At 70.3% G+C, this 21,304-nt stretch carries 17 protein-coding genes; 3 read left to right on the top strand and 14 right to left on the bottom strand.

Annotated elements, in window-relative coordinates; all coding sequences use genetic code 11:
• Window positions 1–119: 119 nt before the first annotated feature.
• From ruvX to G9Q41_RS10710, 4 genes are all read right to left on the bottom strand, one after another.
• The gene (gene ruvX / locus G9Q41_RS10725; RefSeq protein ID WP_165632627.1) at window positions 120–614 is read right to left on the bottom strand and encodes a Holliday junction resolvase RuvX; all 495 of its coding nucleotides are present in this window, start codon (window positions 612–614) and stop codon (window positions 120–122) included.
• Window positions 611–3,289 (bottom strand): alanine--tRNA ligase, encoded by a 2,679-nt coding sequence (gene alaS, locus G9Q41_RS10720; protein ID WP_165632628.1) that lies wholly within the window; start codon window positions 3,287–3,289, stop codon window positions 611–613. Before alaS ends, ruvX begins: the two co-directional genes overlap by 4 nt.
• Before the next feature lie 88 nt (window positions 3,290–3,377).
• Entirely contained in the window at window positions 3,378–3,734 is a 357-nt protein-coding gene (locus G9Q41_RS10715; RefSeq protein WP_165632629.1) for a hypothetical protein, read from the bottom strand.
• A complete protein-coding gene (locus tag G9Q41_RS10710; RefSeq protein WP_092520399.1) occupies window positions 3,731–4,135 on the bottom strand; it encodes a DUF948 domain-containing protein in 405 nt (134 codons plus the stop codon). The genes G9Q41_RS10715 and G9Q41_RS10710 overlap by 4 nt, the downstream gene beginning before the upstream one ends.
• A 391-nt stretch (window positions 4,136–4,526) precedes the next feature.
• Here G9Q41_RS10710 and G9Q41_RS10705 point away from each other — a divergent pair, with 391 nt between their 5' ends.
• Window positions 4,527–5,858 (top strand): hypothetical protein, encoded by a 1,332-nt coding sequence (locus tag G9Q41_RS10705; RefSeq protein ID WP_165632630.1) that lies wholly within the window; start codon window positions 4,527–4,529, stop codon window positions 5,856–5,858.
• Between the two features lie 120 nt (window positions 5,859–5,978).
• Here G9Q41_RS10705 and G9Q41_RS10700 read toward each other — a convergent pair whose 3' ends face one another.
• From G9Q41_RS10700 to aspS, 7 genes are all read right to left on the bottom strand, one after another.
• The gene (locus G9Q41_RS10700; RefSeq protein WP_165632631.1) at window positions 5,979–6,179 is read right to left on the bottom strand and encodes a DUF397 domain-containing protein; all 201 of its coding nucleotides are present in this window, start codon (window positions 6,177–6,179) and stop codon (window positions 5,979–5,981) included.
• Between the two features lie 183 nt (window positions 6,180–6,362).
• The gene (locus G9Q41_RS10695; protein WP_165632632.1) at window positions 6,363–7,328 is read right to left on the bottom strand and encodes a D-glycerate dehydrogenase; all 966 of its coding nucleotides are present in this window, start codon (window positions 7,326–7,328) and stop codon (window positions 6,363–6,365) included.
• A gap of 145 nt (window positions 7,329–7,473) precedes the next feature.
• Window positions 7,474–8,814 (bottom strand): replication-associated recombination protein A, encoded by a 1,341-nt coding sequence (locus tag G9Q41_RS10690; RefSeq protein ID WP_207631006.1) that lies wholly within the window; start codon window positions 8,812–8,814, stop codon window positions 7,474–7,476.
• A 306-nt stretch (window positions 8,815–9,120) separates the two neighbouring features.
• Window positions 9,121–10,641, bottom strand: a complete 1,521-nt coding sequence (locus tag G9Q41_RS10685) for a SulP family inorganic anion transporter (protein WP_165632634.1) — start codon at window positions 10,639–10,641, stop codon at window positions 9,121–9,123.
• A gap of 414 nt (window positions 10,642–11,055) precedes the next feature.
• Window positions 11,056–11,433 (bottom strand): hypothetical protein, encoded by a 378-nt coding sequence (locus G9Q41_RS10680; protein WP_165632635.1) that lies wholly within the window; start codon window positions 11,431–11,433, stop codon window positions 11,056–11,058.
• Between the two features lie 420 nt (window positions 11,434–11,853).
• The gene (locus G9Q41_RS10675) at window positions 11,854–13,059 is read right to left on the bottom strand and encodes a phosphotransferase (RefSeq protein ID WP_165632636.1); all 1,206 of its coding nucleotides are present in this window, start codon (window positions 13,057–13,059) and stop codon (window positions 11,854–11,856) included.
• Window positions 13,060–13,487: 428 nt separating this feature from the next.
• The gene (aspS, locus tag G9Q41_RS10670; protein ID WP_092520381.1) at window positions 13,488–15,314 is read right to left on the bottom strand and encodes an aspartate--tRNA ligase; all 1,827 of its coding nucleotides are present in this window, start codon (window positions 15,312–15,314) and stop codon (window positions 13,488–13,490) included.
• Window positions 15,315–15,701: 387 nt separating this feature from the next.
• Between aspS and G9Q41_RS10665 the strand changes: the two genes are divergently transcribed.
• The gene (locus G9Q41_RS10665) at window positions 15,702–16,781 is read left to right on the top strand and encodes a hypothetical protein (RefSeq protein WP_092520379.1); all 1,080 of its coding nucleotides are present in this window, start codon (window positions 15,702–15,704) and stop codon (window positions 16,779–16,781) included.
• 80 nt (window positions 16,782–16,861) lie between these two features.
• The gene (locus tag G9Q41_RS10660) at window positions 16,862–18,346 is read left to right on the top strand and encodes a YibE/F family protein (RefSeq protein ID WP_092520378.1); all 1,485 of its coding nucleotides are present in this window, start codon (window positions 16,862–16,864) and stop codon (window positions 18,344–18,346) included.
• Between the two features lie 28 nt (window positions 18,347–18,374).
• On the opposite strand, the gene G9Q41_RS10655 is transcribed toward G9Q41_RS10660, so the two are convergent.
• From G9Q41_RS10655 to G9Q41_RS10645, 3 genes are read right to left on the bottom strand one after another with little or no spacing between them, the layout of a single operon-like run.
• Window positions 18,375–19,013, bottom strand: coding sequence for a hypothetical protein (locus G9Q41_RS10655; protein WP_092520376.1), 639 nt, complete (start codon window positions 19,011–19,013; stop codon window positions 18,375–18,377).
• Window positions 19,010–20,272 carry a histidine--tRNA ligase gene (gene hisS / locus G9Q41_RS10650; RefSeq protein ID WP_165632637.1) on the bottom strand — a complete coding sequence of 421 codons (1,263 nt, stop codon included), beginning with the start codon at window positions 20,270–20,272 and terminating at the stop codon, window positions 19,010–19,012. Before hisS ends, G9Q41_RS10655 begins: the two co-directional genes overlap by 4 nt.
• Window positions 20,273–20,320: 48 nt before the next feature.
• Window positions 20,321–21,004 (bottom strand): MBL fold metallo-hydrolase, encoded by a 684-nt coding sequence (locus tag G9Q41_RS10645; RefSeq protein ID WP_092522481.1) that lies wholly within the window; start codon window positions 21,002–21,004, stop codon window positions 20,321–20,323.
• Window positions 21,005–21,304: the final 300 nt, after the last annotated feature.

Genomic DNA, 21,304 nt, shown 5'->3' with positions numbered 1-21,304 from the left:
CACGGCGCACCGCGACGACCGGTCCGACCGAGTCCGTCAACCGCCTCGTTCCGCAGCACGGCGGAACGCGCGCGAAGCCGACCCGACGAGTACGGCCCCGATCATCCGGGGAACCCTCCTCACTCGCTTCGGCCACGCGCGTCCAGCCAGGACTGCAGGATCTCCACCGCGGCGGCCTGGTCCACCACGGCACGCTGACGCTTACCACGAATCCCGCGGTCGGAAAGCATCCGTGTGGCCGTCACGGTGGTGAGGCGCTCGTCACTCAACCGCACCGGCACCCCGCCGGCACGTGCTTCCAGGGCGTCCGCGTAGGAGCGCGCGATGTCCGCCGACCGTCCGTGCCGCCCCGCCAGGGTGACCGGAAGACCGACCACGATCTCGACGACCTCGTACTCGTTCACCAGCTCGACGAGCCTGATCAGGTCGGTCTTGCCGGACCGGTCCCTCTTGAGCGTGCTGAGCGGAGTGGCCAGCAGGGGCGCCGGGTCGCTCACCGCGACACCCACCCTGGCCTCGCCCACGTCCACGCCGATGCGCCTGCCGGGGCCCGGATCGGTGCGGCCCCCGGCTCTGGCACCGCTCGTCCCGGGCTCGGATTGTTCGGCACTCACGCCCGTGCCACCACCTGCTCCAGCTCCTTGCGCAGCGCGGCCACGGCGGTGTCGATCCCGGAGGGGTCGGACCCGCCGCCCTGGGCCATCTCGGCCTTGCCGCCACCGCGTCCACCGATGTGCGCGGCGAAGGACGGGACCAGCTCTCCCGCTGCCACTCCCCTGTCCTGGGCCTCGCGGTTGGCCGCGACGACGAAACCGACCTTGGAGGTCTCCGGGTCGCCGGAGAACAGCGCCACGACGGAGGGGCGGGAGCCGAGCTTGCCGCGCACCTCACCCGCCAGGGCCCGGAGGGAGTTGCCGTCCACGCCGTCGGCGACCTGCTCGGCTGCCAGGCTCACACCGTCGATGTCGACGGCTCGCCCGGCGATCTCGCCCGCGGACTGCAGCACCTTGGAGATGCGGAGCTGCTTGAGCTCCTTCTCCGCATCACGCAACCGGGTGAGCACACTGTCGATGCGGTCCGGCAGGTCCTCGGTCTTGACCTTGAACTTGTCGGCCAGCTCGTTGACGAGCATGTGCTCCTTGTTGATGTAGCGCATCGCGTCCATGCCCACCAGCGCCTCCACCCGGTGCACTCCCGAGCCGACGGAGGTGTCGTTGACGAGCTTGACGACGCCGAGCTGACCGATGGAACCCACGTGCGTTCCCCCGCACAGCTCCCTCGAGTAGTCGCCCATGTCGATGACGCGGACCTGGTCGCCGTACTTCTCCCCGAACAGGGCGACGGCCCCCAGCTCCATGGCCCGGTCCATCGAGGTGGTGTAGGACTGCACCTCGGCGTCGCTCTGCAGGTAGTCGTTGACTTCCTCCTCGACCCCGCCGAGCACCGACTCGGAAACGGCCGAGGGCGCGGTGAAGTCGAAACGCATCCGGCCGGGCGAGTTCAACGAACCCGCCTGGGCGGCACGCTTCCCGTAGGCGTTGCGCACCGCCGCGTGCACCAGGTGGGTGGCCGAGTGCGAACGGGCGATCGCGTGCCTGCGCTCCGCGTCGACGCTGGCCTCCAACCTGGTGTCCACCCCGACCTCACCGCCGAGGACCTTGGCGCGGTGCACGAACAGCCCGGGCACGGCCTGCTGCACGTCGGTGATCTCCAGCTCGACGCCGGGACCGACGAGCCGCCCCGTGTCGGCTATCTGCCCACCGCCCTCGGCGTAGAAGGGAGTGCGGTCGAGGACCAGCTCGACCTGGCTGCCCTCGCCCGCGGCCGGAACGGGGGTCCCGTTCTGCAGCAGCCCGAGCACCCGGCTGGTCCCCTGCAGGTCCGTGTAGCCGATGAACTCGGTGGACCCGTTCTCGTCCAGCAGGGTACGGTAGGTGGACAGGTCCCCGTGGGCGGTCTTGCGCGCCCGCGCGTCCTCCTTGGCGCGCTGACGCTGCTGCTCCATCAACTCCCGGAAGCCCTGCTCGTCGACGGACAGCCCCTTCTCGGCCGCCATCTCCAGCGTGAGGTCGATCGGGAAGCCGTAGGTGTCGTGCAGCTGGAAGGCCTTCGACCCGGGCAGCTGCGCGGAACCGGACTTGCGGGTCTGCTCCACCGCCGTGTCGAAGATCTTGGAACCGGCCGACAGCGTGGACAGGAAGGCCTCTTCCTCGTTGCGGATCACCGAGTCGATCCGGTCGAACTCGGTGTCGAGCTCGGGGTAGCCCGGCGACATGGCCTCCCGGACGATCTTGGTGAACTCCCCGAGCACCGGTTCGTGCACACCGAGCAGCCGCGTGGAGCGCACCACCCGGCGCAGCAGCCTGCGCAGCACGTAACCGCGCGTCTCGTTGCTCGGGGTGACCCCGTCCGAGACCAGCATCATGCCGGAGCGCATGTGGTCGGCGATCACCCTGAACCGGACGTCGTCGGAGTGGTTGTCCCCGTAGCGCTTCCCGGAGAACTCCTCGGCCTTGGCGATCACGGGCCGGACCAGGTCGGTCTCGTAGACGTTGTCCACTCCCTGCAGCAGGCAGGCGACCCGCTCCACGCCCATGCCGGTGTCGATGTTCTTCGTCGGCAGCTCACCGAGCACGGAGTGCCCGTCCTTGGGACTGCCCTCGCCCCTGATGTCCTGCATGAACACCAGGTTCCAGATCTCGATGTAGCGGTCCTCGTCGACGACGGGGCCGCCCTCGCGACCGTACTCGGGGCCGCGGTCGTAGTAGATCTCCGAGCACGGTCCGCCCGGACCGGGCACCCCCATGTCCCAGTAGTTGTCGTGCGCGTCCCTGCGCTGGATGCGCTCCGGGGGGAGGCCGCTGACCTTCTGCCACAGCCGCTCCGCCTCGGCGTCGTGCTCGTAGACGGTGACCCAGATCCGGTCCGGGTCGAAGCCGAAACCACCGGAGTCCTGCGAGTTGGTGACCAGGCTCCAGGCGTGCTCGATGGCCCCCTCCTTGAAGTAGTCCCCGAAGGAGAAGTTGCCCGCCATCTGGAAGAACGTGTTGTGCCTCGTGGTCTTGCCCACCTCGTCGATGTCACCGGTGCGCACGCACTTCTGGATGCTCGTCGCACGCGGGTAGGGGGCGGGTGCGTCCCCGATGAAGTAGGGCTTGAACTGCACCATCCCCGCGTTGACGAACAGCAGGTTCGGGTCGTCGAGGATCAGCGAGGCGCTGGGGACCACGGTGTGGCCCCGCCCTCGGAAGTGTTCGGTGAAACGTTTGTTGATCTCGTGGGTCTGCACGGTGAAGTCCTTCTACGCGGATGCGGCTGCCGGCGCGGAACAGGCGGGGCGCCTGGTCGACGTGAGCACGACGGGCTCGCGTCGAGGGTCAACGCCCCGCCCGACGAGCTCGGCGCGCCCGCGAGTCCGCACCGTCGATGGTTCCGGCCATCCTGGTGACGGGCCTGTCCCCATTGTCGGGGCCGTCGATGGTCCGCCGTTCGCGGCCACCGGTCACTATCCCGGTCCGCTCGCTCACGCTCTCGTGGAGTTCGTGCTCGCGCTCGGTCATCCCGGCGCGTACGTCCGCGCCGAACGAACCGACCGCTCCGGCCAGCTCGCGCACCGCGTCACCGAGTTGATCGGCCACACCGACCGGGGTGGCCTTGCGCGCGGTCTGGCCGACCTTGCGACTCAGCGCGACGCCCGCGGCGACACCGGCGCCGAACAACAACAGACGACTCACTTGCGCCCCCTTTTGCGCCTGCGGGAGTGCCTGCCCACGGGCTCCTCGCCGCGCTTGCGACGGGCGCGCAGGGCCTTGCTCACGCCGTAGGTGAAAGCGGCTGATTTCACCAGCGGGCTTCCCAGTGTAGCGGTGAACAGCGAGGACAGTGCGGACACGTTGCTGGAGACCGACTGGGCGTTGGCCGTGATGCCGTCGACGCGGTCCAGTTGGGTGTTCACATGGTCCAGAGTCGTGTTCGCGCCGGTGAACAACGGATCGGAATTCTCCTGCGCCTTGCGGATCGCGTTGGTCGCCTCGTCCAACGTGCGGCCGAGCTTGACCAACGGGATCGCCAGCAGCACGACCAGCAGCACGAAAGCGCCTGCTGCGATCAGCGCGGCGATCTCGGTGGGCGTCACGTGTCCTCCCGGGTTCCAGCTGATTCGTGCGGCCGCCCCGCCGAAGGGCTCGGCACGGCGGCTGTGATCGCGGTCAGGCTATCGCGCCCGTCGGGCCGACACGCGCACGGCATTCCGCGCAGGTCGTTTTCGACCGTTCGCGGCGGGGCCCACCGGTGCCCGCTTCCGCCGCGCGGGACGACCTGGCCGGCCCCGCCCCGGGCCACCGCGAGCGACGGCGCACCGGAACGGCTCCGCGGAGCGGAGCACCGCACCCCGGGTGACGCACCGGTGAGCGGGGTGGGGACCCCGCTGCCAGGTGGCAGGCGCAGAGTCGGCTACAAGTACACGATAGATTGCATTGTCGTCCACACTTCCGGCGGCGACGGAACATCAAGGGGGAACGCTCCGAATGGGCGGAGGGGCCGGCTCGGCCGGATTACCGAGAAAGCTCGCCAACCGCGGCACGCTGTCGGTCGTGTTGGTGTTCGCCTTCCTGCTGAGCCTCACAAGCGGGGTCAGCTCGGGAATGCACGCCGCCACCGAGCGCGACGTGCTGCGCGCCGACGGCGCGGACCGCCTGGTGGTCTCCTCGCTGCCGAGCATGACCACCGAGGGCGATCTCAACGCCAGGAAGCTGAACCTGATCAGGGCCGTACCCGGGGTCGAGCAGGTCATCCCCGACTACCCCTCCTCGCTGCGCTCCCCGAAGGACAGCTCGTTGCCGAAGTTCTCGCTGGCGGTGCACTCCTGGGGCAGCTACGTCCCGCCACCGCTGACCGGGGGAAGCGTGCAGGAGCCCCTGCCCCCGGACGCGATAGTGGTGCCCGCCCGCACCCAGGGGGCCGACTTCACCCGGTTCCTCGGTCGCGAGATCCGGCTGAGCTACACCGTCGCCTCCTCGGAACCGCAGGAGCCGCCGCGCGACGAGGGCTCCGACGAGGGAAGCGCCGAGGAGGAGAGCGCCGCCGAGCAGCAGGCGGGCGACGAGAAGGCGGCCGCAGGCCAGGAGGGCGACGAGAGCTCCAAGGAGGAAGGCGCCCAGGAGAAGGGTCCTCCGGCGGGGCAGGGTCCGGGCGCGCAGGCCCCGGAGGCCCCGAGCTCTCCCCCCGACTTCAGCGAGACCATCGAGCTCCGCGTCGCCGCGACCTACGACCACCGCTGGCACGCGGACGGATCCGACACGGCCTACGTCGCTCCGCGCACGGCAGCGATGCTCGCGGCCGCCGACTCGGGGCAAACGCCGGAGCAGCTGCACGGCGGACCGGGAGCCGACCGGCTCGGCATCCTGGTCGAGGAGGGCAGCGACGTGAACTCCGTCGGCGGGCGGCTGCGGGAGATGAACGTCGGCGCCTTCCCCGCGTTCGAGCGAGAGAAGAACCTGAACAGGACGGTCGAGCTCTGGCGCTACGTGGCCCTGTTCGGAGTGCTGATCAGCGCGGGCCTGCTCGGCGCCCACGAAGTGCGGCGAGCCGTCCGCGGTGGGCGCGCCGGGCGCGGCGAACTCGGTCGGGCCGCGAGCATCGGACTGGTCACCGGGGCGCTGGCCACCGGACTGGGAGTGCTGGCCGCCCTGGCACTGCGCGCCCCGATGGAGGAGTTCCTCGGGCTGCGGATCCAGTGGTTCACGCTGGTTCCGGGAGGCGCGCGGATCGCGATCTCCGTGCTCGCACCCGCCCTCGCCGCGGTCGCGGGAGCCGCGATCGGCTCGGTGCGCAGCCTTCGCACCGGGTGGACCGGGTGATTCCCGGACCGGTGCTTTCCGGGTGATCGTGGCCCCGGGGCGACCGCGACTCGAGCGCCCCGCGGTCACGATCACCGGGCCCGCAGGCCGAGCACGTCACGGTGGCCGCCGCGGAGTTCGTCAGAGCCGTCCCGTCCGCACAGCCGCGAGGAAGGACGAGAAGGCGGACCTGTCGAAGGCGGGCACCGCACCGTGCGGCTCCTTGGAGTCGCGCACCCCGACCCGGTCGGTCGTGACCGCGACCTCGACGCGCTGACCGCCGCTCGAACTGCTGCGGCTCGCTCTGCGCCAGCCGGCCCGCGAAAAGTCGGTGACAGCCATCGACTCCTCTTCCTCTCCTCCGTCAGTCGAGCGTCGAGGCCACTCTATCGATCAGCTCGCGCGACTCCTCCGCACGTGAGTTGGCACCTTGCCGTGCTGGGCCGCTCTTGAGCAGCGACTTCGGCACAGGAAGCACAGCCCCTCCGCGGCCGCTGGGTCACCGCGGAGGGGCCGGAGCTCACCTCATCCGTTGACCGGCGTGACCGGCCCGCCGCCGTCGAGCACCCCGACCACGTTGCGGGCGGCCAGCATCGCCATGGCCGTGCGCGTCTCCGTGGTGGCCGAACCGAGGTGCGGCGCGAGCGCCACGTTGTCCAGCTCGAGCAGCTCGGGCTCCACCTCGGGTTCGTTCTCGAAAACGTCCAGCCCGGCCCCGGCTATGACACCCTCCCGCAGCGCCCGCGCCAACGCGCGCTCGTCCACCACGGGGCCACGGCTGGTGTTGAGCAGCACCGCCGAGGACTTCATCCGCGCCAGCGCCGAGCCGTCGACCAGGTGACGGGTCTCGCTCGTGAGCGGGCAGTGCAGGGAAACCACGTCGGAGCTCTCCAGCAGCTCCTCCATGGGCAGGTACTCGGCGCCGACCTCGCTCTCCGCCCGCTCGTCGGCCCGGTTCCGCCCGGTGTAGACGATCTCCATGCCGAAGGCCCGCGCCCTGCGGGCCACCGCCCGGCCGATCTGGCCGAACCCCACGATTCCGAGCCTCTTGCCCTGCAGTCCGGAACCGAGCATGAAGGAGAAGTGCCACGCCCAGGGCGTCCGGGAGCGGATCAGGCGCTCGCCCTCCCCCAGCCTGCGCGTGCACATCAGCAGGAGCCCGAAGGCCAGGTCGGCCGTGGCGTCGGTGAGCACCCCCGGAGTGTTGGTCAACAGCACCCCGCGCGAGTCCAGCGCGGGAACGTCCACGTTGTCGTAGCCGACGGCGACGTTGGCCACCACGCGCAGCGAGGGACCCGCCGCGTCCAGCATCGCCCCGTCCACGCGGTCGTGCAGCATCGACACGACCGCGTCCGCGCCGCTGACCTCCTCGGCCAGCTCCTCCGGGGTCATGGCCCGGTTCTGACTGCACAACCGGACCTCACCGACCGACTCCAGCAGTTGCACCGCCGAGTCGGGTATCCACCTGGTCACCACTGTTCGGGCGTTCACTCACTCGTCCCTTCACCGAGATGGGTAGCAGGGACCCCGCAGGGGCCCGCTCGGCAAGCGGGAGAGCCGCTTGCCGCGTCCGTGGTGCCGCGCGAGTCCGCACGCGCGGGCCCGGCCGCCGCGCGGACCGGTCCCGCGCGAGGTGTCAGTCCCGCCCATCGGGCTCGCCGCGCACTATCCCGCGCAACTTCGGCAGCCGTTCGGCCAGCGTGCGCTCGCCGCCCCGGCCGCTCGGTTCGTAGTAGTCCGTGCCGACCAACCGGTCCGGCGGGTACTGCTGCGCCAGCACCCCCTCGGACCTGTCGTGCGGGTAGCGGTACCCGACGGCGTTGCCCTGCCGGGTCGCTCCCGCGTAGTGCCCGTCCCGCAGGTGGGCCGGAACCGTTCCCGCCTTTCCCGCTCGCACGTCGGCCAACGCGGCATCCACGGCGGTGATGATCGCATTGGACTTGGGGGCCGTGGCCAGATGCACGGTCGCCTGGGCCAGCGGCAACCGCCCCTCCGGCATCCCGATGAACTGGACCGCCTGACTCGCGGCCACGGCGCTCTGCAGCGCCGTGGGATCGGCCATCCCCACGTCCTCGCTCGCGTGCACCACGAGACGACGCGCTATGAAACGCGGGTCCTCCCCCGCCTCGACCATGCGGGCCAAGTAGTGCAACGCGGCGTCCACGTCCGACCCGCGGATCGACTTGATGAAGGCGCTGATCACGTCGTAGTGCTGGTCACCGTCCCTGTCGTAGCGCACCGCGGCCTTGTCCACGGTGGTCTCGACGGTGCTCAGGTCGATCGTGCCCGCCCCGTTGGTCTCCGCGGCCTCGGCCGCCGCCTCGAGGGCGGTCAACGCCCTGCGCGCGTCCCCGTTGGCGAGCGCGACCAGGTGCTCCTCGGCCTCCTCCGCGAGCCGGTACGCCCCGGCCAGACCGCGCTGCTCCGCGGCGGCTCGGCGCACCAGGTCCCGCACCGCCTCGTCGTCGAGCGGTTGCAGCCCCAGCACCAGGGAGCGGGACAGCAGCGGCGAGACCACGGAGAAGGACGGGTTCTCGGTGGTGGCCGCCACCAGCAGCACGGTGCGGTCCTCCACCGCGGAGAGCAGCGCGTCCTGCTGGGTCTTGGAGAAGCGGTGCACCTCGTCGATGAACAGGACGGTGGCCTCCCCGGAGTGCCCCAGCCTGCGCCGCGCCTCCTCGATCACGCCGCGGACCTCCTTCACGCCCGCGGACAGGGCGGACAGCGCGACGAACCTGCGCCCGGTCGCCTGCGAGACCAGCCCGGCCAGGGTCGTCTTGCCCGTGCCGGGCGGCCCGTGCAGCAGCACGGAGGCCGGAGCGGCCCCCTCGACCAGCCGACGCAGCGGAGCTCCGGGGCCGAGCAGGTGGTCCTGCCCGATCACCTCGTCCAGGCTCCGCGGACGCATCCGCACGGCCAACGGCGCGTTGTCGGCGAGCCGTTGCTCCGCGCGCTCCTCGGCGTCGTTTCCGAACAACCCGTCATCGAGAAGCCGGTCGTCGAACGAACCGGTGTCGAACAGCCCCTCACTCACGCCTTCGACGCTACCCGCGGCACCCCGCACCGGTGTCGCGGGACGACCCCGGCGCGGGGTTCACGAGAAAACCCGCGGATCGCGAGAGGCCTCGACCGGTGTGCCCCTCCGGTCGTCCGGCACCGGGCGTCCCCCGACGCGGGCAGCGCCGAAGGACGCCCGAGCGCTCGGTGCGCGGCGAAAGAACCCGCGGGGCGAGCACCTCCACCGACCGGAGGGCGAGCTCCTACCGGAAGCGGCCCCCGGGGATCACCTGGAGCTCGGCATGGCGAGCTCGACCTCGCAGTCGCTCTTGCGGCGCTGCTCCGCCCAGTTCTCCACCGCCTGGTGGCAGGCCAGGTCGAGGTGGCGCACCGGGGTCATGTCGACGTGCGCACTGCTGGTCACCGGCAACTGCTCCAGCTTGTCCTGCAGCTGGGGCAGCCGCAGGAAGGTGGCGTTGCCGTGCAGGCGCACCTGGGCGTGGTCCTCCTCGTCCTCGTGCTCGACCTCGACCGAGAGCCGGGAAACCTCCCAGGCGGTCTTGATCACGGCGGCGACCAGCCCGGTCAGCGTACCGATCAGCAGATCGGTGCCCAGGATCATGCCCGCCGTCAGCACCAGGACGAACGCCTCGGCCCGCTGCTCGCGGAGCAGCTTGGCCACCTGGCGCACCCCGAGGAGCTTCCAGCCTGCGTGCAGGAGCAGCGCACCGAGGGTCGCCAGGGGGATGTAGGAGAGCACCCCCGGAAGCAGCATCACGAACAGCAGCAGCCAGATCCCGTGCATCACCCGCGAGAGCTTGGTCCGCGCCCCCGCGTTCAGGTTGGCCGTGCTGCGCACGATGACGGCGGTCATCGGCAGCGCACCGAGCACACCGCAGATCGTGTTCCCGACCCCCTGGGCCATCAACTCGGTGTTGAAGCGGGTCTTGGGGCCGTCGTGCATCCGGTCGATCGCGGCCGCGCTGAACAGGCTCTCGGCCGAGGCGATCAACGCGAAGGTCAGTATCGACCCGAGCACGGCGAAACTGGTCGCGGCCCCGAAGGAGTCCGGGGTCACGAGGTTGACCGTCTCCAGCAGCGAGCCCACCTGGATCGTCTCCAGCGGAAGCCCGAGCACGGAGGTGAGCAGGGCGGCCACGCCGACGCCGACCAGCGGTCCCGGGATGAGGCGCAGTCGCTGGGGCATCCTGCCCCACAGGGTCATGGTCAGCAGGGTGACCACGGCGATGGCCAGCCCGGACCTGCCGGTGGAAGTGGTCAGCAACGAGTTGAGCAGTTCGGGGAGTCCGGAGAACTTGGCGCCCGTCTCGGAGGGCTGCTCCATCCCGCCGACGGGGTAGATCTGGCCCAGGATGATCACGAGGCCGATCCCGGCGAGCATCCCCTGCACCACGGAGGGGGATATCGCCCGGAACCACGTTCCTATGCCGATCAGCCCCAGCAGGATCTGCAGCAGCCCCGCGCCGAGCACGATCACTCCGAGAGTGGCCAGGCCGTGATCGGCGACGGCGGAGGACACCAGCACGGTCAGGCCCGCTGCCGGTCCGCTCACCTGCATGGTGCTACCCGGCAGGCAGCCGACCACGATCCCGCCGACGACACCGGTGATGATGCCCAGTTCCGCAGGGACCCCGGAAGCGACCGCGATGCCCACGCAGAGCGGCAGCGCCACCAGGAAGACGACTAGGGAAGCGCCGAGGTCGAAACCGAAGGTCTGCTTGTGCCGGCCTATGAGCCCCGCTGTGCTTTCCGAGTCGGGGCGGGGCGATTCGAGCTGTGCAGTCACGTCTCACTCCGTGTAGGTCATACAGGCCACGCGCGGCCTCATCGGACACGCGTGGTCCCGCAGGAGTCGTCAGTCGAAATAAGTCGCTGGTACGCGTGGCAACCTTTCCGAACACGAAGCCCTCGCGGGAGTCACTCGTTCTCGGAAAAGAAGTTCGAACGAACTCGCGTATTGGCGAGGGAGAATTCGGCGGACACCCGCGGACTTGGGCAGGCAGTTTTTCGAAGCCGATTCGGATCCGTTCGGTTCCGAATCGTTCGATCCCGAGTCAGCCCTCGGACGACTCGGGGCGCGGCCGAGCGGAATCGGCGTTTCCCGAAAAAGACCTGCCAGTGCCCGGCGGTGGAGCCTGTCGCCGCGCAGCCTCGAACGACTCCGCAGCTCCACGGCCCGTCCTGCCGGAGCAGTGAGCCATCACCTGCGATACACCTGAAGTCTGGCCTGTGAGTGGGCGGATTCGCACAAGCCGCGTCTACTCCCGACGGCCCGCACTACCCTCGAGCAGTCCTCGTGCCTGTCGTGCGTCAGGCTCGTCCGCCGCCCGGCGGCCTTGCCCAGCAGGACCTGGTTACCCTGTTCGCCGGCTCTGCGAACGAGCACGGCGACGCCGGAACGCTTGCGCAGCTTCTCGGTCTCGCAGGGAACTCCGTGCTCGGTTTTGTGCTCCGAGGACACCGACCTGGACACCTGAGCCGTCGCACTGGACACGTGCACGGGGGAGAAGACGACGAGCACCACCGCGAACAGCAGGAACAGCGCTGTTCGCAGCGCCGCACCAAGCCTGGTGTCCACTGTCACCCCCGCCGAACGCCCGGACGATTTCCTCGGCCGATCGCAGCTCTCCGCTCGGATCTCCACCGGGTCGCCCCGAGTTCTCGTCCGACGAAACCTCGCGCCACCCCACGAGCGGAAACCCCGACATCGAGCTGCATCGGTCGGCTCGATCCGCCGACACGTTCAATACTACTGAAGAAATGTTTCCTCGAGGTGAACCAGCACTAGTCCGAACCGGTGGGGAAATGCCGCACCGCCCCGCCCGGACACAAGAAAGTGAGAATTTTTTCAGGTCAGCCGGGGGTCACCCGCACTTGAGACCCACTGAAAGTGAAAAACGTCTCATTTCGAAGCCCGGCACGCGAGAACACGGCGGAGGCGCCCCCACCATTCCGGTGAGTAACAATTTTCTCGTATGCCGGGACGCGACTCACTCTTTCAGCGGAAAGCGGGATAGGGCCGCAGTTCCAGAATCTCGGAGCCGAAACGCTCGACCAGGGCACGCACGACCCGATCAGCGCACTCGGCCACCTCGCTCAATCCCGCCGACCGCGCGTCCTCACCCAGCCGACGCCAGCGGTCGGCCAGCGCGGTACTGCGTCGCGGCGAGGGCATGTGAGCGTCTATCGGACCGTCCGACTGGCCGTCGCGCGGCAGGAACCACCAGGTCGAAACCCACACCCAGAGCAGCTGCGCGTCCAGCAGCCTGGGGCGCAGCACTGCGTCGTCGTCCAGGTCCGACCAGACCTCGACCACCTCCGAACGCCAGGTGGCCAGCATGTTCTCCGCCATCCCCTCGGGCAGGGCGTAGGAGCACCACGAGGACGGGAACGGGAACAGCAGATAGGCCGCGTCCAGGGCGACGTCGCGCACACAGGCCCACTCGAAATCCAGGAAGCGCACCCCGTTGCCCGTGACCAGGCTGTTGTCCGGGCAGATGTCCGAAGGGCTGAACGAGCGGTACTTGGTCGAACCGAGCAGCCCGGAAGCGGTCGAGAGCCGCTCGCGCACCTCCTCCGCGGGCGAAACGCCCAAGGTCCGCTCCAGCAGCTCGGGAAGCTCGCTCAACGAGCGCCTGATGTCCACGGCCACCGGGTCGGCCCACGAGTCGCCCCCGACCCGGCGCATCAGCGCGTCGAAGTCGGCCTCCCTGCCTGCCATCGAAGTGTGCAGCCGCCCGAGCGCACGCGCCCAGGCGAGCATCGACCGCTCGGCCGCCTTCGGGTCGTCGCCGAAGAGCACGTCGGCCAGGGTGGCTCCCCGGCCGAGGTCCTCGAGCACGAGCAGTCGCTGCTCGATGTCCTGGGCGATCAGCTCCGGCCCCACCCGCAGCTCGGGCGGAAGCGCGGTGGCCAGCTGACAGCTGGCCGCCTCGTGCGCGAACGGATCGGAACACCCCTCGTCGGGGACGGCTCCGTAGTGCTTGATCACGAGCGTGCGCGGAAGCTCGAAAGGCGTCTCGGCCACCCGCACCCTCATGACGACCGAGCGACCACTACCCCCCAGATCCTCCGGATCGGCGAGCCGGACGGATGCCCCCGTTCTGCGGGTGAGCACGGCCTCGGCCGTACCGATCGTATCGGTGACCTCCGCACTCGCGGGCACGCGAACCTCCGGCGGACCGGTGGTGATTTCCACGCTCATCGTCTCCAGACCCTACCGCCACCGCCCGTTCTTCCACGGGCCTGACCGGTCAAGTTGTCCCCGGATCGGGGGTCGGTCTCCGCACCTGGACGGTACCGGAGAGAGCACGACCACCTCCACCGTTACTCGGACGACAACGGCTCGGCAACCCGTGCCGCCGTGGTGCATCACCCGGAACGACGAGACCCCGGAACCCCACGGGAAGCACGGGTTACCGGCTCGTTATGAAACGGCGACCCCCAGCAGGACTGCGTCGTCCCGGCCCGCGCGGGTGATTGCTCGGCGGAACCTCCCGCGGGGGCGCGAGCAGCTCAGGTGGCCCCTTCTGAGCCACCGCCGATCTCCGAGCGCTGCCGCGCCGGGGGGGCGAACCCGCACTCCCGGACCAGCACGCCCGGCAAACCACCGGGAGGGGACGACCGAACAGGTCACTCCGAGTCCGGACTCCGCTCGCCCGCCGCGTCGGCGGTCCCCTTGGAACCGCCGCCACCGCGCGCGGCCGGTTTGGCGTCGACCCCGGCCTCCTTGCGCTGGGCGGCCGTGATCGGCGCGGGCGCGCCGGTGAGCGGGTCGAAGCCGCCACCGCTCTTCGGGAAGGCGATCACGTCCCGCAGCGACTCGGCTCCCGTCAGCAGCATGCAGATCCGGTCCCAGCCGAACGCGACGCCACCGTGCGGCGGCGGGCCGTACCGGAACGCCTCCAGCAGGAAGCCGAACTTCTCCTCGGCCTGCTCCCTGGAGATCCCCAGCACCTCGAACACGCGCTGTTGCATCTCCCAGCGGTGGATGCGGATCGAGCCACCACCGATCTCGTTGCCGTTGCACACGAGGTCGTAGGCGCTGGCCAGGGCGTTGTCGGGATTCCGGTCGAACTCCTCCGCCCACTCCGGCTCCGGGGCCGTGAACGGGTGGTGGACCGCGGTGAAGCCGCCGCTTCCGACCGCCACGTCGTCGCTGTCGTCGACGGACTCGAACATCGGGGCGTCCACGATCCAGACGAAGGACCAGGCCTGCTCGTCGATCAGGTCACACAGCTGTGCGATCTCCAGGCGAACCGCGCCCAGCAGAGCGCGGGACGGGGCGGCCCGCCCCGCGGCGAAGAACACGCAGTCGCCGGGAGCCGCGCCCACGGCCTCGGCGAGGCCCGCGCGCTCCTCCTCCGACAGGTTCTTGGCCACCGGGCCGGAGAGGGTGCCGTCCGCGCCGACGAGCACGTAGGCCAGTCCCTTGGCACCCCGCTGCTTGGCCCACTCCTGCCAGGCGTCCAGCTGGCGACGCGGCTGGTCGGCACCACCCGGCATCACCACGGCCCCGACGTAGGGGGACTGGAAAACCCTGAAGGGGGTGTTGCGGAAGTACTCCGTGAGCTCGGTCAGCTCGATCCCGAACCGCAGGTCCGGCTTGTCCGTGCCGTAACGGGCCATCGCATCGGCGTAGCTCAGCTGCGGAATGGGCGTGGAGATCTCGTGACCTGCCAGCTCGCTCCACAGCGCGGCCACGATCCGCTCGCTGATCTCGATCACGTCCGCCGCGTCCACGAAGCTCATCTCGATGTCGAGCTGGGTGAACTCGGGCTGACGGTCGGCGCGGAAGTCCTCGTCGCGGTAGCACCGGGCGATCTGGAAGTAGCGCTCCAGCCCGCCGACCATCAGCAGCTGCTTGAACAGCTGCGGCGACTGCGGGAGCGCGTACCAGCTGCCCGGCTGCAACCGCGCCGGGATCAGGAAGTCCCTGGCCCCCTCCGGGGTGGAGCGGGTCATGGTGGGCGTCTCCACCTCGACGAAGTTCCGCTGGTGCAGCACCTCGCGGGCGATGCGGTTGGCTTCGCTGCGCATCCTGATCGCGCGAGCGGGCTCGGCTCGCCGCAGATCCAGGTAGCGGTGGCGCAGCCGGACGTCCTCGCCGACCTCCAGGTGCTCGTCCAGCGGGAAGGGCAGCGGAGCCGACTCCGAGAGCACCTCCAGGTCGGTGACGGTCACCTCGATCGACCCCGTCGGGATCTCCGGGTTCTCGTTGCCCTCGGGCCTGCGCACCACCTCACCGGTGACCCGGACGCAGAACTCGGCGCGCAGCCGGTGGGCCCGCTCGGCCATCTCCCCCTCGCGGAAAACCACCTGAGCGACGCCGGAGGCGTCACGCAGATCGCTGAAGATCACTCCTCCGTGATCCCGGCGACGCGCCACCCATCCCGCGAGGGTGACGGACTGCCCTGCGTGGTCGGCGCGAAGCGAGCCGGCCTCGTGCGTGCGCATCACGGGTGTTGATCTCCTCTTCGGTGTGTGGGCTGGCCGTTGTCGGCGCGGACCACTCCAGGTTAGCCAATGCCGCGCACGTCCCTCGCAGCAGGTTTCACCGGCGGCACCGGGTGCGGCCGCCGCCGGTCTGCCGCACCTGGCGCCGCTCCGAGCTCCGCGGTCCCCGAGTCGAGCCGGGCCACCCGCCCCGCGCGAACGAAGCAAAGAGGACATTCCCGACACCACTCGCCGTTTCGCGCGATCACATCTTCTTTCAAAGAATTCTCATCGACAAAAGAACGAACAACGGTCATCCTCCGAGGACGTCTATTTCTCGCAACCTCGTTGCACGCCCGTGATCGATACAATTAGCGTTCCGCACGAGATCGGTCGGCACGAGGAGCGGTGATGGTGGTTCCCCGCACACGAACACCTTCCACGTCGTCTCCGGTGGTCGGGCACGGACAGCGACACCTCTCGCCCGAGCTGAAGAACCTCCTGCACACGGGCCCCTTCGATGTCGCGCTGCGCGCCGCCATTCGCACGAGCAGGCTCAGCCTGGAACGCATCCAGCACCGCCTCCACCTCCGGGGAACCCCCGTGAGCATCACCGCGCTGAGCTACTGGCAGTCCGGCCGTCGTCGCCCCGAGCGCCCCGACTCGCTGGCCGCGCTCCGCGAGCTGGAGGACGTGCTCGGAATCCCCGGCGGCGCGCTCTCCGCGCTGCTCGGTCCGCCCAAACCACGCGGCAGGAGCAGGGCCGAGAGCTCGGCCCCTCCGCTGACGAGCATCTGGTCCGACAACGCCTCGGCCGCCGGGATGCTCAGCCGGCTGGACACCAGCGCGGACGCGCACCTCACCAGGCTCAGCCAGCACGACGTCCTCGACATCGACGGAGCGGGCAAGCAGCGCGGCCTGCACGTGCGCCAACTCGTGCAGGCCGAGCGCAACGGAGTGGACCGCTGGGTCACCGTCTTCGACAACTCCGGAACCAACGTCGCGCCCCCGGCGATCCGAACGCTGAACGGCTGTCACCTGGGGCAGGTCCTGTCCGACCACGAGAACGGAGTGGTCGTGGCCGAGCTGCTGTTCGAGCGCGCGCTGGAGAAGGGCGAAACCGCGCTGCTGGAATACGAGATCGCCCACGGCCCCGAAGGTCTGGTGGGAACGGACCAGGACCACACCTATTCGCGCAGATTCCGGCTCCCCGTGCGGGAATATCTCGTCGAACTGCGTTTCGACCCCGAGAATCCACCCGCGCGCTGCGAGAACTTCACGGTGTGCTCCGACGGTTCGGAACGGGAGGCACCCAGCTCGATGTCACTGGACTCCCGCGGGCGCACCCACGCCGTGGCGCTCGACTTCGGCAGGGGATCCTTCTGCGTGCGCTGGGAACCGGCCCGCAGCACCGCTACGATCCCGGCCGCGCGGCTCCCGCACGCCCTCGACGAGGAAGACCCGGGGGGCCACGCGCGACGGTTCCGCTGACCCGGACCGCTCCAGCCCCAGCTCTCCCGCGGCGCCCCCTGTCCCGACCGCGGCCGTCGAACCGCCCATACCATGATCCGGTGCCCGACGATCGCAGTTCCGAGGGAGTCCCGCAGCTGCCCGACCACGGCCACGGACACGGCCATGGACACGGACACGACGCACCACCGGCCTCCACCGGCACCAGAGCGCTGCTGACAGCGGTCCTCGCGCCCTTCGCGCTCGCCGCGCTGATCGGCGCGCTCCTGCTCTACCCCTTCGGCGAGCACCCCTCCCCGACCAACCCCACCGGGTTCGCCCGCACCCCAGTGGACGGGCAGATCGCGGGCGCCGAAACAGGCGACTGCACCCTGCCCGGCTCCGGAGCCGACCCGGCCACCTCCGCGCCCTCGGGAAGCGGAGCCCGGGGTGACTGCCTGCGGCTGCGGATCGAACTGCGCAACGGTCCGGCCGCCGGAGCGACCATCGAGCAGAACGTGCCGGTGGAACCCACCACTCCCGAGTTCGATGTCGACGACGAGGTCGTGCTCGCCTACTCGGGAACAGCTCCCCGGCAGGGCACCTCCTACCAGATCGTGGACTACCAGCGGGGTCACTGGATGCTCCTGCTCTTCGGGTTGTTCGCGGGGGCGGTGGTGGTGCTGGGCCGCTGGAAGGGCGTGGCCTCGCTGCTGGCGCTCGGGGCGGCCTTCGCCGTGATAGCGGGCTTCGTCCTGCCCTCCATCCTCGCCGGACGGAACCCGCTGCAGGTCGCCGTCGTGGGAGCGGGGCTGATCATGTTCTTCGTGCTCTACTCCACCCACGGGTTCTCGGCGCGCACTTCCACCGCCGTGCTGGGAACCCTGTCCAGTCTCGCCCTGATCGGCCTGCTCAGCTCAGTCTTCGCCGCGCTGACCCAACTGACCGGTTTGGACGATTCCACCTCGGCGCTGGTCGGCGCGCTGGGGCACGGCATCGACGCGCGGGGGCTGTTGCTCGCCGGGATCGTCATCGGCGCGCTCGGGGTGCTCGACGACGTGACGGTCACCCAGACCAGCGCGGTGTGGGAACTGCACCGGGCCAATCCCGACCTGCGGTGGAGGCAGCTGTACTCGGCCGCGCTCCGGATCGGGCGGGACCACGTGGCCTCCTCCGTGAACACCCTGGTGCTCGCCTACGCCGGCACCGCGCTGCCGTTGCTGCTCACCTACAGCCTGTCCGGGCGCTCGTTCGTCGACATCGTCACCACCCAGGACGTCGCCCAGGAAGTGGTCCGCACCCTCGCCGGCAGCCTCGGGCTGATCGCGGCCGTCCCGCTGACCACCGCGATCGCCGCGCTGATCGTCATGCGGGAGAAACCGAGCGCCGCCCCCGGCGGGCGGGCGCACGGCACGGACGCGGCGGAGCTGATCGCGCGCGGAGCTCGCTCTGGGGCCGCACGGGCCACGTTCGGCACCGGGAACGCCCCGGCAACGGGCGCCGAGCACCCGTTCCGCACCGATCCGGGCCTGGAGCTGCCCCCCACGGGGATCCCGCCGCGATCAACCGGATCCCCGCGCCCGCTGCGGTCCGAGCCCGCCGAGTGAACCGCGCGAGCCGAGCCGAACAACTCCCTCAGCCGAGCCCGGCCACGAACTTGGCCACGTCCTCGTTGGCCAGCCGCTGGGCCATGGTCCCGGAAGGGGCCACCGAGGCGAGCCGGTAGAGCGGACGATCCGCGGCGGCGTCCCCGCGCGCCTCGGACTTGAGCTGGGCCACGATCAACTCCGACAGCACCAGAGCCCGCGTGTCCCCCGTGCTCGCCAGCGTGTCGGCCAGCTGGCGGAGCTCGTAGACGCCGAGCTCCTTGCCCCCGGTGCCTGCGTACATGGCCAGCGCGACGTTCAGCGCCCGGTTCTTCGGCGGCCCCGCCACGAGCAGGCTGATCGTCCGCGCTCCCCGCACATCGGTGACGAGCACGTCGAGCCTGGTCGCCGAGCTCAGGTCCACTCTGCGGGTTCCGAAGGCCCGGGCCGCCACCTCGGTGCCGCTCAGCCAGTAGGTCTTCCTGGACTCGCTGAACGCCATCAGCAGCAGTGGCAGGGCCAGCACGACGAAGGCCACGAAGAACCCGGCCGGACCGGCGAACAGCCCCGCGATGCCGCCGATGGCGGCACCGACCAGCACCGCCGCGATCGCGACGCTGATCGCGCGCCTGCGCACCACGCGGCGGTCGAGCAGGTCCAGCGAGACGGCGCTCTCCTGCCCGCTCATCGGGCCAGCACCGTCCGCACCTGCTCGACCACGTCCTCCAGCGAGACGCTGCGCTGCTCGCCGGTGGCCAGCTCCTTCAGCTGCACCGAGTCCGCCTCCAGGTCGCGGTCACCGAGCACGAGCGCGTAACGGGCGCCGGAACGGTCTGCCGCCTTCATCGCGCCCTTGAGCCCCTTGCCGCCGTAGGAGACGTCGACCCGCAGGCCCGCCGCCCTCAGCTGCCCCGCGATCGAGACCAGTCGCCGCTTGCCCTGCTCGCCGAGCGGCACGCAGTAGACATCGCACCGCGTTTCGTCCCCGACGGAGACCCCCTCGACCTCGCAGGCGAGCACGGTCCGGTCCAGTCCGACCCCGAAGCCCACTCCGGACAGCTCCGAACCGCCCAGATCGGCCATCAACCCGTCGTAGCGACCACCACCGCCGATCCCGGACTGCGCGCCGAGCCCGTCGTGCACGAACTCGAAAGTGGTCTTGGTGTAGTAGTCGAGCCCCCGCACCAGGCGCGGGTTCTCCGTGAACGGGACCCCCAGGTCGCGCAGGTGCGCCTTGACCGACTCGTAGTGCTCGGCGGCCTGCTCGGACAGGTGGTCGGCCATCAGCGGGGCGTCGGCCACCATCTCCTGGACCTCGGGGCGCTTGTCGTCGAGCACCCGCAGCGGGTTGAGCTCCACCCGACGACGCGTCTCCTCGTCCAGCGGAAGCCCGCGCAGGAACTCCTGGAGCTTGGCGCGGTACTCCGGGCGGCAGGTGCTGTCCCCGAGGGAGGTGAGCTCGATGCGATGCCCGGTCAGCCCGAGCCTGCGGTAGCCCTCGTCGGCGACCGCGATCACCTCGGCGTCCAGCGCCGGGTCGTCGACACCGATGGCCTCGACCCCGACCTGCTGCAGCTGGCGGTACCTCCCGGCCTGCGGCCGCTCGTACCGGAAGAACGCGCCGCTGTAGTACAGCTTCAGCGGCAGCTGCCCCCTGTCGAGGCCGTGCTCGATGACCGAGCGGATCACCCCGGCCGTCCCCTCGGGGCGGAGCGTGATCGAACGTCCCCCCTGATCGGGGAACGTGTACATCTCCTTGGTGACCACGTCGGTCGACTCGCCGACCCCCCGCGCGAACAGGGCGGTGTCCTCGAACAGGGGGAGCTCGATGTAGCCGTACCCGGCCCTGCGCGCGGCCTCGCCCAGGGTGTCCCGCACGGCGAGGAAACGCGCTGATTCCGGGGGGTAGTACTCGGGGATGCCCTTGGGGGCGTTGAACATGCTCATTGCCGGCTTCTTCCGGGTTCGGTGGTTCCTGTCGTGCTCGCGAGCGGGTCAGCTCGCCGCGTCGTCGGGGGCGCGCAGGTCCTGCAGGAACGGGTTCCCCGCACGCTCACGGCCGACGGTGCTCGTGGGGCCGTGCCCGGGGAGCACGGCCGTCTCGTCCTCCAGCGGCAGGACTTCGGAGCTCAGCGTCCCCAGTATCCTCTCGTGATCGCCTCCGGGCAGATCGGTGCGCCCGATCGCCCCCGCGAACAGCGTGTCCCCGGTGAGCAGCAGCCGTCCGCCCTCCTCGGTGACGGCCTCGAACAGCATCGACCCACCCGTGTGGCCGGGAGCGTGGTGCACCGCGAACCGGATTCCCGCGACCTCCAGCGTCGTGTCCCCGGACAGCGCGCGCAGGTCCTCCGGAACCGTCACGGAGACCCCGTCGAAGAGCTGACGCCCCTCCGGTCCCAGAGCGGCTCCGGGATCACCGATCATGTACTCGTCGGCGGGGTGCACCCAGGCCGGTATCCCGTGGGCTCGGCACAGCTCGCCCGCCGAGAAGACGTGGTCGAAGTGGCCGTGCGTGAGCAGCACCCCCTCCGGGGTGAGCCCGTGCTTGTCCAACTGGCCGTTCACGGCGTCGACGGCGTCCTGTCCCGGGTCCACCACGACACAGGGACCGCCCTCGTGCGGCGCCAGGACGTAGCAGTTCGCCTGGAGCTGTCCGACTGGGAAACCGACAACAAGCACGGAGTGCTTCCCCTTCGCCTTCGGGTACGAGCTACGACCGGGGTGCGCACCGCTCGCCGCGCACCCGGATCACTCAACTGCTTCCAGCTTAGAGGGTCGGCGGCTCGGCCCGAGTAGATGGTTCCGCGGCGGTGTGCGGGTAGGCGGCTCCCGCTGCTTGGCGGGTCGCTCGGCGGAACCTCAGCCGGGGTCAGTCCGGCTGCTCAGGCTCGAAGCGCCCGCGTTGGAGTGGGCCCTCCGATCGGGAGTTCCGGTCCGGGAACTCTGCGCACTTCAGATGGAAGGTTCCGTTCTACACTC

Source organism: Actinopolyspora sp. BKK2, assembly GCF_011291845.1.
Taxonomy (GTDB): Bacteria; Actinomycetota; Actinomycetes; order Mycobacteriales; family Pseudonocardiaceae; genus Actinopolyspora; species Actinopolyspora saharensis.
The sequence above is the reverse complement of the archived record's forward strand: the minus strand, read 5'-3'. Positions and strand labels throughout refer to the sequence as shown.